The organism is Serratia sp. CY27727 (assembly GCF_052169275.1).
In the GTDB taxonomy this organism is placed as follows: Bacteria; Pseudomonadota; Gammaproteobacteria; order Enterobacterales; family Enterobacteriaceae; genus Serratia; species Serratia sarumanii.
Genome location: NZ_JBJNLB010000005.1, coordinates 14,261 through 27,761, shown reverse-complemented (window position 1 = coordinate 27,761; position 13,501 = coordinate 14,261). Strand labels below are relative to the sequence as shown.

The window sequence follows — 13,501 nt, the reverse complement described above, 5'->3', positions numbered from 1 at the left end:
GGGCGGGCCACCCGGCACGTTATACGTCGGCCGTCAACGCTTTGGCACCGGCAGCGCCAGGGCGTGCCGCGTCGCGCACAAACGGCAGATGATCGCAGGCGTGCTGGCGGGCCGAGCGGATAAAGGCCTCGGTCACCGCCTGGCGCTGTTCGCCGTCGCGCACGGCGGCGTACAAGCGGCTCCACAGGCCGTCACCCAGGGTTTTGGTCACTATCAGCCCCTGCTGTTCGAAACTCTCCACCACCCAGTGCGGCAGCGCCGCAATCCCCATCCGCGCCGATACCATCTGAATCAGCAGCAGCGTGTTATCGACGTTCTTCAACGCCGGGCTAACGCCCGCCGGCTGCAGAAAATGCCGCCAGATATCCAGCCGCTGGCGCTGCACCGGGTAAATCAACAGCGTTTCGTCACTCAAGTCTTCCGGCTCGATGTGCGGCTTGCCGGCCAGCGGATGATCCGGCGCCAGCACCAGGCGTACCTCGAAATCGAACATCGGTGAATAGTGCAGGCCGCTGCGCGGCAGAATATCCGACGTCATGACCAGATCCAGCTCGCCCTGTTGCAAGGCCGGCTGCGGATCGAAAGTCACGCCGGAAGTAAAGTCCATCACCACCTGCGGGAAACGCCGGCGGAAGTTGTCCAGCGCCGGCGTCAGCCACTGAATGCAGCTGTGGCATTCGATGGCGATGCGCAGCGTGGTCTGGTGCGGTTCGTGGCAGGCCTGCAGCGCCTGTTGGATCTGCGGCAGCACCTGTTCCGCCAGCTGCAGCAGGATCTCGCCCTGGGCGGTGAAGCGCAGCGGCTGGCTCTTGCGCACGAACAGCTTGAAGCCCAGACGTTGCTCAAGATCGCTGAACTGGTGCGACAGGGCAGACTGCGTCTGATGAAGTTGGGCCGCCGCCCCCGCCAACGAACCGCTGTTGCGCAGGGCCTGCAGCGTCCGTAAATGTTTCAGTTCGATCATGAGAGTCCTTCACATTGACAGTGAATAAATTGCGCTTGTGGTTAATACAGTACCTGCTGATTATGGATGTGTAAACATCTGGACGGCTAAATGGGGAATGTGACGATGGCAATTTTGAATCACACACTGGGTTTTCCTCGCGTTGGGCTACGACGTGAGCTGAAAAAAGCTCAGGAAAGCTACTGGGCCGGCAACTCAACGCAGGAAGAGCTGTTGGCGGTTGGCCGCGAGCTGCGCGCTCGTCATTGGCAGCAGCAACAGCAGGCCGGGGTGGATTTGGTGCCGGTCGGCGATTTCGCCTGGTACGATCATGTGTTGACCACCAGCCTGCTGCTGGGCAACGTGCCGGCGCGCCATCAGAATGCGGATGGCACGATCGATCTGGACACGCTGTTTCGCATCGGCCGTGGCCGCGCACCGACCGGCGAGCCGGCGGCCGCGGCGGAAATGACTAAATGGTTCAACACCAACTATCACTACATGGTGCCCGAATTCCAGCAAGGCCAGCAGTTCAAGCTGGGCTGGACTCAGCTGCTGGACGAAGTGGACGAAGCGCTGGCGCTCGGCCATCGCATCAAGCCGGTGCTGCTGGGCCCGGTGACCTATCTGTGGCTGGGTAAGGTGAAGGGCGAGGCGTTCGACCGCCTGTCGCTGCTGAAAGACATCCTGCCGGTTTACCAACAGGTGCTGGCCGAGCTGGCGAAACGCGGCGTCGAGTGGGTGCAAATTGATGAGCCTGCGCTGGTGCTGGAACTGCCGCAAGCCTGGCTGGATGCGTTCAAACCGGCTTACGACGCGCTGCAGGGGCAGGTGAAGCTGCTGCTGACCACGTATTTTGACAGCGTCGGCCACAACCTCGATACCGTCCGCACGCTGCCGGTGCAGGGGCTGCACGTCGATCTGGTCGCCGGCCATGACGATATCGCCGCGCTGAGCGCCGCACTGCCGAACGACTGGCTGCTGTCGCTGGGGGTAATCAACGGCCGCAACGTCTGGCGCGCCGATCTGAGCCGCTGGTTCGAACGTCTGCAGCCGCTGGTGGGCAGCCGTCCGCTGTGGATCGGCAGCTCCTGTTCACTGCTGCACAGCCCGATCGATCTGAGCGTGGAAAGCCGTCTGGACGAAGAAGTGAAAAGCTGGTTCGCCTTCGCCCTGCAAAAATGCGCCGAGCTGGCGCTGTTGAGCTCGGCGCTGAACGCGCCTGACGCGACGAAACGGGCCGAACTGGACGCCTACAGCGCGCCGATCCGCGCCCGCCGTCAGTCGAGCCGCGTGCACAACCCACAGGTCGAGCGCCGCCTGGCGGCGATCACCGCGCAGGACAGCGAACGCCACAGCGCTTACGCCGAACGCGCCAGGGCGCAGCGCGAACGTTTCAACCTGCCGGCCTGGCCGACCACCACCATCGGTTCGTTCCCGCAGACCACCGAGATCCGCGGCCTGCGTCTGGACTTCAAACAGGGCCGTTTGGACGGCAACAACTACCGCACCAGCATCGGTGAGCACATCAAACAGGCGATCGTCGAGCAGGAGCGCCTCGGGCTGGACGTGCTGGTGCACGGTGAAGCCGAGCGCAACGACATGGTGGAATATTTCGGCGAGAACCTGGACGGCTTCGTGTTTACCCAAAACGGCTGGGTGCAGAGCTACGGCTCCCGCTGCGTGAAGCCGCCGGTGATCATCGGTGACGTCAGCCGCCCGGAAGCCATCACCGTCGAATGGGCCAAATTCGCCCAGTCGCTGACCGACAAGCCGGTGAAAGGCATGTTGACCGGGCCGGTGACCATCCTGTGCTGGTCGTTCCCGCGTGAAGACGTGACCCGCGAAGTGATTGCCAAGCAGATTGCGTTGGCGCTGCGCGATGAGGTGGAAGATCTGGAAAAAGCCGGCATCGGCATCATCCAGATCGACGAACCCGCGCTGCGCGAAGGGCTGCCGCTGCGCCAATCCGACTGGGCCGCGTACCTGAACTGGGCGGTGGACGCCTTCAAACTGAACGCCGCCGTGGCGCGGGACGACACCCAGATCCACACCCACATGTGTTACTGCGAGTTCAACGACATCATGGACTCCATCGCCGCGCTGGACGCCGACGTGATCACCATCGAGACCTCGCGTTCCGATATGGATCTGCTGGAAGCCTTCAAAGAGTTCGAATACCCGAACGAAATCGGGCCGGGCGTCTACGATATCCACTCGCCGAACGTGCCGAGCGTGGAATGGATTGAAGCGCTGCTGCGTAAAGCGGCGCAGAACATCCCGGCGGAACGCCTGTGGGTTAACCCGGATTGCGGCCTGAAAACCCGCGGCTGGCCGGAAACCCGGCAGTCGCTGGCCAACATGGTATTGGCGGCACAGCGCCTGCGCGAGCAAGCGTGATGCCGTGCGGCGGATAAACCGCCGCTTATAGATTTACTGGTGTGATGATTGGGCGCTTCGGCGCCCTTTTTTATGCGAGGGAAATTATTTGACGCCGTGCTGGGCAAACCACGCCAGCATGCGCTGCCAGCCGTCCTCCGCCGCTTCGGCGTTGTAGCTGGGACGATAATCGGCGTTGAACGCATGCCCGACCTCGGGATACACCACGATTTCGGCCTCGGCGTTGGCGGCGCGGATCGCCTGACGCATGGTTTCCACCGTCTCCAGCGGGATGCCGCTGTCCTGCCCGCCATACAGCCCCAGCACCGGTGCCGACAGGTGGGTGGCGACATCGACCGGATGCTTCGGCGAGTTTAGCGTTTTCTCGCCGACCAGTTTGCCGTACCAGGCGACCGCCGCCTTCAACTGCGGGTTATGCGCCGCGTACAGCCAGGTGATGCGGCCGCCCCAGCAAAAACCGGTAATCGCCAGCTTGCCGGCGTCGCCGCCGTGGCGGATAGCCCAGTGCGCGGCGTGATCCAGATCCGACAGCACCTGACGATCCGGCACCTTGGTGACCAACTGCTGGAACAGCTCGCCGATATCGGTGTAGTCATTGGCATCGCCCTGGCGGAAATAGAGTTCGGGCGCGATCGCCAGATAGCCCTGCTTGGCCAGGCGGCGGCACAGATCCTGAATATGTTCATGGACGCCGAAGATTTCCTGCACCACCAGCACGATGGGGAAGGGGCCGCTCTGGTCGGCGGGTTTGGCGACGTAGGCCGGCAGCGCGTCGCCCTGAGAAGGAATGGTCGTTTGCCCGGCGTGAATGCCCTGTTCGTCGGTGATAATCGCGGAGGCGGCCAACGGCGCGGCGGCCGGGGCGAATCCCCCCTGAGCCTGTTCTAATGTCATCACATGTTCGGTTTTCATTGCGGTCTCCGTGCAATAGAAAAAAGCGCTGAGATTAACTATAGGAAAGATTACCCATTATTGGCGCTGCGTGGCGCACTTTCGGACAAGTCGATAAAAAACGGCTAATTATCTGGCTTTGCGGCATTTTTAAACGCGTTTTATCATGTTATTACGCGTTTTGCCCCGCGTAAGTGCCATAAGGTGCGTTAGAGGGCTTTTTTGTCCCTAAGCAACCGATAAGTTGGGGTTATTTCGGATTGATGAGCTAAATAGTTTCAGCCGGCAACCAACGGGCGAGGAGCAGCCGAGTTTGTCGGCTAGACTGAGGTTTAGCGGCGCGTTCCGAATGCGTCATAGTTCTTTTTTTGTGATAAAAATCACAAAAAATATGTAGCATGTAATTTGTTTATCTTTTCATAGTGACTGTTGTCACGAAATTAAGCGGCGATTTTCAGTAGAGTGCTTTTTTGTTCCTCCCAATAAACATGATCCATGAGGAGTCTCGTATGTCTCAGTCTGACGTTTTTCATCTCGGCCTCACCAAGAACGATTTACAAGGGGCCCAGCTTGCCATCGTGCCGGGCGATCCGCAGCGCGTAGAGAAGATTGCCAAGCTGATGGAAAATCCGGTGCATCTGGCCTCCCATCGTGAATTCACTACCTGGCGCGCGGAGCTGGACGGCAAGGCGGTGATCGTCTGCTCTACCGGTATCGGCGGCCCGTCTACCTCTATCGCGGTGGAAGAGCTGGCGCAGCTGGGCATTCGCACCTTCCTGCGCATCGGCACCACCGGCGCCATTCAGGCAAACATCAACGTCGGTGACGTACTGGTCACCACGGCGGCGGTACGCCTCGACGGCGCCAGCCTGCACTTCGCGCCGATGGAGTTCCCGGCGGTCGCGGACTTCGCCTGCACCACCGCGCTGGTGGAAGCGGCCAAGGCCAGCGGCGCCACCACGCACATCGGCGTGACCGCCTCCTCCGATACCTTCTATCCGGGCCAGGAGCGTTACGACACTTACTCCGGCCGTGTGGTCAGCCGCTTCAAAGGCTCGATGGAAGAGTGGCAGGCGATGGGCGTGATGAACTATGAAATGGAATCCGCCACGCTGCTGACCATGTGCGCCAGCCAGGGCCTGCGTGCCGGCATGGTGGCTGGGGTGATCGTCAACCGCACCCAGCAAGAGATCCCGAACGCCGAGACCATGAAAAACACCGAAAGCAAAGCGGTGCAGATCGTGGTGGACGCCGCCCGCCGCCTGCTGTAATCGCCTTTCCCCCAACGGGCCGCCGACGCGGCCCGTTTTTCCATTCGCGGCGAATCTGTTACGGTGATACTCCTCAGCGCTGCGCCGATGGCCGCCGCGCGTTGTCATAACAAAAACAACGAGGACGTTTATGACCGCCCAGATCCTGCTTCATCCTTCGCTCGCGCCGCTCGACGGCGGCATCAATTTCCGCGACTTCGGCGGCAACGGCGTGGCCGACGGGCGCCGCATCAAGCGCGGCCTGCTGTTCCGCTCCGGTTCCCTCGAGCGGCTGACGGAAAACGACTGCGCCTTTCTCGCCGGCGTGCCGGTGCGCTCGGTGCTGGACTACCGTGATGCCGACGAGGTGCAGGCCAAGCCGGATATTCTGTGGAGTGGCGCCGACTACCACCACGTGCCGGCTAACCCGCTGAGCAGCGAAGTCAACGCCAACCTGGAGAAGCTCACCAACGAAACGCTGGCCGCCTTCGACGCCCGCGCGTTCATGCTGGAGCTGTATCGCCGCCTGCCGTTCGGCAATGCGGCCTATCAGCGGCTGGCGCAGCTGTTGAGCAATCCTGGCGGCGGCGCCATCGTGCAGCACTGCGCGGTCGGCAAGGATCGCACCGGGGTCGGTTCGGCACTGGTGCTGTTCGCGCTGGGGGCCGACGAAGCGACGGTGCTGGAAGACTATCTGCTGACCGAAACCACGCTGGCCACTTTCCGCGAGCAGATGCTGGATCAACTGTCTATCAAGCTGAATGCGGCGGCGCTGGAGCAATTCGCCTACGTGCTCAGCGCGCGCGAGGAGTTCCTGATGACGGCGTTGGGCTGCATCCGTCAGCAATACGGTTCCACCGACCGCTGGCTGGAAGCGGAATACGGCCTGGGCGCAGCCCAGCGCGAAGCGCTGCAGGCGTTCTACCTCGAGTAAATCGCCGCGCGTTTAGCCGGGGTTTAACTCGCCCCGGCCTATCCTAGGCGGCGAATTATCGCGTATCAGGAGCCCCGCATTGAGCCTCAATGACGTTATCAACTGGGTCAGCGACGTCGTGCGTCAGCACGAAGGCTGGGCCATTCCCATCATCTTCTTCCTGGCGTTCGGCGAGTCGCTGGCGTTTTTGTCGCTGCTGCTGCCGGCCACGGTGATCCTGCTGGCGCTGGGCGCGCTGATCGGCGAAAGCGGCATCGCCTTTTGGCCGATTTGGGCCGCCGCCGCCGTCGGGGCGTTTTTCGGCGACTGGCTCTCTTACTGGATCGGCTATCACTATCAGGATCGCGTGGCCCATATGTGGCCGCTGTCGCGCAATCCGCAGCTGCTGGTGCGCGGCCACGCGTTCTTTGAACGCTGGGGCGTGCTGGGCATTTTCATCGGCCGCTTCTTCGGCCCGCTGCGCGCCGTGGTGCCGCTGGTGGGCGGCATTTGCGGCATGCCGCAGCGTTATTTCCAGTTAGCCAACGTCACGTCGGCGATGATCTGGGCGTTCGGCATTCTGGCGCCGGGGGCATTCGGCATCAAGTGGCTCAGCCAGTGGCTGGGCTGATTTCTCGCTAAATTGCGCAGCGCCGCGCAATATTGTGCTCGGCGGGCAAAATCAGGCTGGACATCCATACAGCCTCCCCTTAACGTGACGGGCAATGGGCGTGCGAAACGCCGGAACGGCAAGGTGCAACAGGAGGCAGGGTGGATACCAGTCTGATTTATGGGATTGGCGGTGTCGCGATCGGCATGCTGTTGGGGTGGCTGATCGCCAGTCTGCGGGTGCAGCAGACGAATGCGCAACATGAAACCGAACTGCGGTTGCTGGAGCAAGCGTTGCAGCAGGCGCAGCAGGAAACGGCGGCGCGGCAGGAGGCTCTGCAGCGCCACGAGCAGCAGCTGCGGCAGAGCGAGCTGGAGCTACGCAACCTGCACAGCCAGTTGGCGGCCGGGCATGAAAAGCTGCAACAGCTCAACCATTGGCGCAACGAATGTGAACTGCTTAATCAGGAGCTGCGCGCCCAGCGCGAGGTCAACAGCGCGCAGGAGGCCGAGCTGCGCGAAGTCACCATCCGTCTGGAAGAGACGCGCATGGCGGCGGAAGAGAAGCAGCGCCTGCTTATCAACAGCGAACAGCGCCTCACCACCCAGTTTGAAAACCTCGCCAACCGCATTTTTGAACACAGCGGCCGCAAGGTGGACGAGCAAAATAAGCAAAGCTTGGATCGGTTGCTGCTGCCGCTGCGTGAACAGCTGGACGGTTTCCGCCGGCAGGTGCAGGACAGTTTTGGCCAGGAGGCGCGGGAGCGCCACACGCTGACGCACGAGATACGCAATCTGCAGCAGTTGAACGCGCAGATGGCGCGCGAAGCCATCAACCTCACCAAGGCGCTCAAAGGCGACAACAAGACGCAGGGCAACTGGGGCGAGGTGGTGCTGAGCCGGGTGCTGGAGGCTTCCGGCCTGCGCGAAGGGCACGAGTATGAAACGCAGGTCAACGTGCGGGTGGATCACCAGAGCCGCATGCAGCCCGATGTGATCGTGCGCCTGCCGCAGGGCAAGGACGTGGTGATCGACGCCAAGATGTCGCTGATCGCCTACGAGCGCTATTTCAACGGTGAAGACGAGGTGGAGCGCGAAGCGGCGCTGAGCGAACATATCGCCTCGCTGCGCGGCCACATTCGCATGCTGGGCCGCAAGGACTATCAGCAGCTGCCGGGGCTGCGCTCGTTGGACTATGTGCTGATGTTCATTCCGGTCGAGCCCGCCTTCCTGCTGGCTATCGATCGCGAACCGGAGCTGATCAGCGAAGCGCTCAAGCACAACATCATGCTGGTCAGCCCGACCACGTTGCTGGTGGCGCTGCGCACCATCACCAACCTGTGGCGCTATGAGCATCAAAGCCAGAACGCGCAGCGCATCGCCGATCGCGCGGCGAAACTGTATGACAAGATGCGGCTGTTCGTGGACGATATGTCCGCGCTGGGGCAGAGCCTGGACAAGGCGCAGGGCAGTTATCGTCAGGCGATGAACAAACTGAGCGAAGGCCGTGGTAATCTTATCGGCCAAATTGAAGGTTTCCGCGCGCTGGGGGTTGAGGTCAAACGGCCGATAAACCCGCTGCTGGCGCAGCAAGCCGGCGCGCAACACGATGAAGCGGAAGAGGCGAACGACGACGATGTCGCCGCGCTGCCGCAGACGAAAGACGATGACGATACCGCCGGGGAACCGGGCTTCGTTTCGCACGGCTGAGGCCGTGGCGAGGTGGGGTATTCTCCGAGCTTCTGGTACACTCATCCACACAAAATTGACTGAATAGCAGGCAGGACAATGGCAGATCAACCGCAGGAAACCACCGATTTCGGTTTTCGCACCGTCGCTAGAGACGAAAAACAGGCCATGGTGGCGGACGTTTTTCATTCGGTAGCGGCAAAGTATGACGTGATGAACGACCTGATGTCGTTCGGCATCCACCGCATCTGGAAGCGTTTCACCATTGACTGCAGCGGCGTGCGCCGCGGGCAGCGCGTGCTGGATCTGGCCGGCGGTACCGGCGACCTGGCCGCCAAGTTCTCCCGCATGGTCGGCGAGCAGGGGCAGGTGGTGCTGGCGGACATCAACGATTCGATGCTGAAGATGGGGCGCGAGAAGCTGCGCGATCGCGGCATCGTCGGCAACATCAATTACGTGCAGGCCAACGCCGAAGCGCTGCCGTTCCCGGACAATTACTTCGATTGCATCACCATCTCCTTCGGCCTGCGCAATGTCACCGACAAAGACAAAGCGCTGCGCTCGATGTTCCGCGTGCTCAAGCCGGGCGGCCGCCTGCTGGTGCTGGAGTTCTCCAAGCCGCTGCTGGCGCCGCTGAGCAAGGCTTACGATGCCTACTCCTTCCACGTGCTGCCGAAGATCGGCGAGCTGGTGGTGAAAGATCCAGACAGCTACCGCTACCTGGCGGAATCGATCCGCATGCACCCCGATCAGGAAACCCTGAAGGGCATGATGGGCAACGCCGGTTTTGAAAACGTCACCTATTTCAACCTGACCGGTGGGATTGTCGCCCTGCATCGCGGCTTCAAGTTCTGAGAGGGAGATGCCGATGCTGTTTACCCCTCTGCTGACCGCTGCGCTGGAAACCTCGCTGAATAACCTGCTGTTTCGCGATCGCAGCATGAAAGCCGCTCGCCAACGCCTGGCGGGCAAGGTGCTGCGCATCGAACTGGAAGAGCTGGCTTCACCGCTGGTGCTGGTGTTCAGCGAACTGCGCGTAGACGTGCTTGGGCAGTCCGAAGACAGCGCCGATTGCACGGTGCGCAGCCGCATTCCCGTCTTACTGAAGCTGCGCGATCGCCAGCAGTTGCCGGTGCTGATGCGCAGCGGCGAATTGACGGTGGAAGGCGATATTCAGGTGGTGCAACAGCTGGTTGGTCTGCTCGATCTGGCGGAGTGGGATCCGGCGGAGTGGCTGGCGCCTTACATCGGCGATATCGCCGCCCAGGGCATTACGCAGGCGCTGGGAAAAGGCGCCTCGCTGCTGAAAGCCGGCTTTATGCGCCGGCAGCAGGACATGGCGGAGACGTTGACGGAAGAGTGGCGCCTGGCGCCGGGGCCACTGGAAGTGGTGTGGTTCAACGAAGAAGTTGATGCTCTCGCCCGCAGCGCGGAAGCGCTGTTTGCCCGCATGGACAAGTTGGAGGGCAAGCGATGACCCCAGGCGAACTGCGCCGTTTGTATTTTATCGTCCGCGTTTTTCTCAGCTATGGGCTGGACGAACTGATCCCTAAAATGCGTTTGACGCTGCCGCTGCGCTTTGGCCGCCGTCTGCTGTTCTGGATGCCGAATCGGCACAAGGACAAGCCGCTGGGCGAACGTCTGCGGCTGGCGCTGCAGGAGCTGGGGCCGGTATGGATCAAGTTCGGCCAGATGATGTCGACCCGTCGCGATCTGTTTCCGCCGCACATTGCCGATCAGCTGACGTTGTTGCAGGATCGGGTGGCGCCTTTCGACGGCGCGCTGGCGCGTAAACATATCGAGCTGGCGATGGGTGGCCCACTGGAAACCTGGTTCGGCGATTTCGACCAGCAGCCGTTGGCCTCTGCCTCGATCGCGCAGGTGCATACCGCGCGGTTGAAAACCACCGGCCAGGAAGTGGTGCTGAAGGTGATCCGGCCGGATATCGGGCCGATCATCAAGGCCGACGTGCGGCTGATGTACCGGTTGGCCGGCTGGGTGCCGAAGCTGTTGCCGGACGGCCGCCGTCTGCGCCCGCGTGAAGTGGTGCGCGAGTACGAGAAAACCCTGCTGGACGAATTGAACCTGCTGCGCGAAGCGGCCAACGCCATTCAGCTGCGCCGCAATTTCGACGGCAGCCCAATGCTGTACGTACCGGAAGTTTATTCCGACTACTGCCGTGAAAGCGTATTGGTGATGGAACGCATCTACGGCATTCCGGTCTCGGACATCGCCACGCTTGAACGGCAGGGCACCAACATGAAACTGTTGGCGGAACGCGGCGTCCAGGTGTTCTTTACCCAGGTATTCCGCGACAGCTTCTTCCATGCGGACATGCATCCCGGTAATATTTTCGTCAGCTACGAACATCCTGAAGATCCTTGCTATATCGGCATCGACTGCGGCATCGTCGGCTCGCTGAACAAGGATGACAAGCGCTATCTGGCGGAAAACTTCATCGCCTTCTTCAACCGCGATTACCGCAAGGTGGCGGAACTGCACGTCGACTCCGGTTGGGTGCCGCGCGACACCAACGTGGAAGACTTCGAATTCGCCATTCGCACCGTGTGCGAGCCGATTTTCGAGAAGCCGCTGGCGGAAATTTCCTTCGGCAACGTGCTGCTCAACCTGTTCAACACCGCGCGCCGCTTCAATATGGAAGTGCAGCCGCAGCTGGTGTTATTGCAGAAGACCTTGCTGTATGTTGAAGGGCTGGGGCGCCAGCTCTACCCGCAGCTGGATCTGTGGACTACCGCCAAGCCGTTCCTCGAGAGCTGGCTGCGCGATCAGGTCGGCATTCCTGCCGTGGTGCGCGCGCTGAAAGAGAAAGCGCCGTTCTGGGCGGAGAAGCTGCCCGAACTGCCCGAGCTGTTTTACGACAGCCTGCAGCAGCATAAACTGTTGCAACAAAGCGTTGATAAGCTGACCAACCAAATGCAGGCTCAGCGGGTTCGTCAGGGGCAGTCACGTTATTTGTTCGGCGTTGGCGCTACACTGTTAGTAAGCGGTACGCTGTTGCTGCTGGGGCAAATCGAGGTGTTTCCCGCCTGGATGATGGCCGCCGGCATCGTATGCTGGGTGATTGGCTGGAAGCGAACCACCTGATTTAATTCGTTACTCTGGTAAGGCCGAGCCTATAATGCGGGCTGGCTTTAAAAGACCCTTTAAAATTAGAGGTAATTGAAATGGGCGGTATTAGTATTACGCAATTGTTGATCATCGCAGTGATCGTGGTGCTGCTGTTCGGCACCAAAAAACTGCGCACGCTGGGCTCCGATCTCGGCGCCTCGATCAAGGGCTTCAAAAAGGCGATCGGCGACGATACGCCGTCGAACCCCAACACGGCTGAAAAAAGCAGCCTGGATGACGCTGACTTCGCGGCCAAGCCTATTACTGATAAGCAGCCGGAAGTGAAACCGGAAGAGTCGAAGAACAAAGAGCAGGTATAAACCGTGTTTGACATTGGGTTTAGTGAGCTGCTGCTGGTGCTGGTGATCGGCCTGATTGTTCTTGGGCCGGAACGGTTGCCGGTCGCGGTCAGAACGGTGTCGGGCTGGATCCGCGCGCTGCGCTCGCTGGCGGCCTCGGTGCAGCACGAACTGTCTCAGGAACTGAAGCTGCAGGAGCTGCAGGACAGCCTGAAAAAAGCCGAACAGGCCGGCCTGCAGAACCTGACGCCGGAACTGAAGGCATCGATGGATGAGCTGAAAGACGCGGCGGAATCATTGAAACGCACCTACCGGGGCGAGACAGAAGAGCTGGCGAACACCATTCATAACCCGCAGGCCATCGATCCGGAAGCCTTGCACGACGGCGTGACGCCGGCGGAAGCGGCAACCCGCGCCAGCGCGCCCGCCGCCGTGCCAAAACCGGCAGCGGAGCCTGAGGCCGTTGCGGCTGCGTCCCCGGCTGCGCCCGTGGCGGCGCAACCGGCCAAAGCACCGGTGGAAACCGCGCCGGCACCTGTCGAACCTGTTGCGGATAAAACCCCAGCGTCTCACCAACCTAGTGGCGATCGTTAATACATGGCTGTTGAAGATACCCAACCCCTTATCAGTCATCTGATAGAGCTGCGCAAGCGGCTGTTGAACTCGATTATTTGCGTGCTGGCGGTGTTCGTGGTGCTGGTGTTTTTCGCCAACGACATCTACCAGCTGGTTTCTGCACCGCTGCTCAAGCAGTTGCCGGCCGGGGCGAGCATGATCGCCACCGACGTGGCGTCACCGTTCTTTACGCCGATCAAGCTGACCATGATCGTCTCGGTGTTTGTCTCCGCGCCGATGATTCTGTATCAGGTGTGGGCATTCATCGCGCCGGCGCTGTACAAGCATGAACGCCGCCTGATGATGCCGCTGCTGGTGTCCAGCAGCCTGCTGTTCTACCTCGGCATGGCCTTCGCCTACTTCATCGTGTTCCCGCTGGCCTTTGGCTTCTTTGCCAAGACCGCGCCGATGGGGGTGACCATTGCGACCGACATTAAAAACTACCTCGATTTCGTCATGGCGCTGTTTATGGCGTTCGGCGTCGCCTTCGAAGTGCCGGTCGCCATCATTCTGCTGTGCTGGAGTGGTGTCACCTCGCCGGAAGATCTGAAGAAGAAACGGCCGTATGTATTGGTCGGCGCGTTTGTGGTCGGCATGCTGTTGACGCCGCCGGACGTGTTCTCGCAAACCCTGTTGGCAATACCGATGTATCTGCTGTTTGAAGTGGGGGTATTCTTCGCTCGCTTCTATACCGGCAAGCGTCGTCCGCAAGCGGAAGAAGAAGACGAGGGTGACGAACCCCCAGCCTCATGATCCACATTGA

Annotated in this window: 13 protein-coding genes; 11 read left to right on the top strand and 2 right to left on the bottom strand. The window is 61.0% G+C overall.

All coding sequences use genetic code 11. From position 1 onward, the window contains the following. Positions 1-19: 19 nt before the first annotated feature. Entirely contained in the window at positions 20-964 is a 945-nt protein-coding gene (gene metR / locus ACJ8HB_RS14220) for an HTH-type transcriptional regulator MetR (protein WP_033649667.1), read from the bottom strand. A gap of 90 nt (positions 965-1,054) precedes the next feature. Here metR and metE point away from each other — a divergent pair, with 90 nt between their 5' ends. Further along, complete coding sequence (metE, locus tag ACJ8HB_RS14215; protein ID WP_170943492.1) at positions 1,055-3,343, top strand: 5-methyltetrahydropteroyltriglutamate--homocysteine S-methyltransferase; 2,289 nt, start codon at positions 1,055-1,057, stop codon at positions 3,341-3,343. Positions 3,344-3,427: 84 nt separating this feature from the next. On the opposite strand, the gene ACJ8HB_RS14210 is transcribed toward metE, so the two are convergent. After that, complete coding sequence (locus ACJ8HB_RS14210; RefSeq protein WP_033655132.1) at positions 3,428-4,255, bottom strand: dienelactone hydrolase family protein; 828 nt, start codon at positions 4,253-4,255, stop codon at positions 3,428-3,430. A 488-nt stretch (positions 4,256-4,743) separates the two neighbouring features. Here ACJ8HB_RS14210 and udp point away from each other — a divergent pair, with 488 nt between their 5' ends. The 10 genes from udp to tatC all read left to right on the top strand — a co-directional run bounded on the left by udp (position 4,744) and on the right by tatC (position 13,491). After that, on the top strand, positions 4,744-5,505 hold the full coding sequence (gene udp, locus ACJ8HB_RS14205; protein WP_004934432.1) for a uridine phosphorylase: 762 nt from the start codon (positions 4,744-4,746) through the stop codon (positions 5,503-5,505). A 130-nt stretch (positions 5,506-5,635) separates the two neighbouring features. Then, positions 5,636-6,418, top strand: a complete 783-nt coding sequence (locus ACJ8HB_RS14200; RefSeq protein WP_033636699.1) for a tyrosine-protein phosphatase — start codon at positions 5,636-5,638, stop codon at positions 6,416-6,418. Positions 6,419-6,497: 79 nt separating this feature from the next. Beyond that, entirely contained in the window at positions 6,498-7,028 is a 531-nt protein-coding gene (locus ACJ8HB_RS14195; RefSeq protein ID WP_033649669.1) for a DedA family protein, read from the top strand. Positions 7,029-7,168: 140 nt separating this feature from the next. Further along, positions 7,169-8,716 (top strand): DNA recombination protein RmuC, encoded by a 1,548-nt coding sequence (gene rmuC / locus ACJ8HB_RS14190; protein ID WP_033636701.1) that lies wholly within the window; start codon positions 7,169-7,171, stop codon positions 8,714-8,716. A 78-nt stretch (positions 8,717-8,794) separates the two neighbouring features. Beyond that, on the top strand, positions 8,795-9,550 hold the full coding sequence (ubiE, locus tag ACJ8HB_RS14185; RefSeq protein WP_025304918.1) for a bifunctional demethylmenaquinone methyltransferase/2-methoxy-6-polyprenyl-1,4-benzoquinol methylase UbiE: 756 nt from the start codon (positions 8,795-8,797) through the stop codon (positions 9,548-9,550). Between the two features lie 13 nt (positions 9,551-9,563). Next, entirely contained in the window at positions 9,564-10,172 is a 609-nt protein-coding gene (gene ubiJ, locus ACJ8HB_RS14180; protein ID WP_033636702.1) for a ubiquinone biosynthesis protein UbiJ, read from the top strand. After that, complete coding sequence (gene ubiB / locus ACJ8HB_RS14175) at positions 10,169-11,800, top strand: ubiquinone biosynthesis regulatory protein kinase UbiB (RefSeq protein ID WP_047569760.1); 1,632 nt, start codon at positions 10,169-10,171, stop codon at positions 11,798-11,800. Before ubiJ ends, ubiB begins: the two co-directional genes overlap by 4 nt. A gap of 80 nt (positions 11,801-11,880) precedes the next feature. Next, positions 11,881-12,144, top strand: coding sequence for a Sec-independent protein translocase subunit TatA (gene tatA / locus ACJ8HB_RS14170; protein ID WP_033636704.1), 264 nt, complete (start codon positions 11,881-11,883; stop codon positions 12,142-12,144). 3 nt (positions 12,145-12,147) lie between these two features. Beyond that, positions 12,148-12,717 (top strand): Sec-independent protein translocase protein TatB, encoded by a 570-nt coding sequence (gene tatB, locus ACJ8HB_RS14165; protein WP_033649672.1) that lies wholly within the window; start codon positions 12,148-12,150, stop codon positions 12,715-12,717. Between the two features lie 3 nt (positions 12,718-12,720). Beyond that, positions 12,721-13,491: a Sec-independent protein translocase subunit TatC gene (gene tatC, locus ACJ8HB_RS14160; protein WP_033649673.1), complete on the top strand. Its 771-nt coding sequence runs from the start codon at positions 12,721-12,723 to the stop codon at positions 13,489-13,491. The last annotated feature ends 10 nt before the right edge of the window (positions 13,492-13,501 follow it).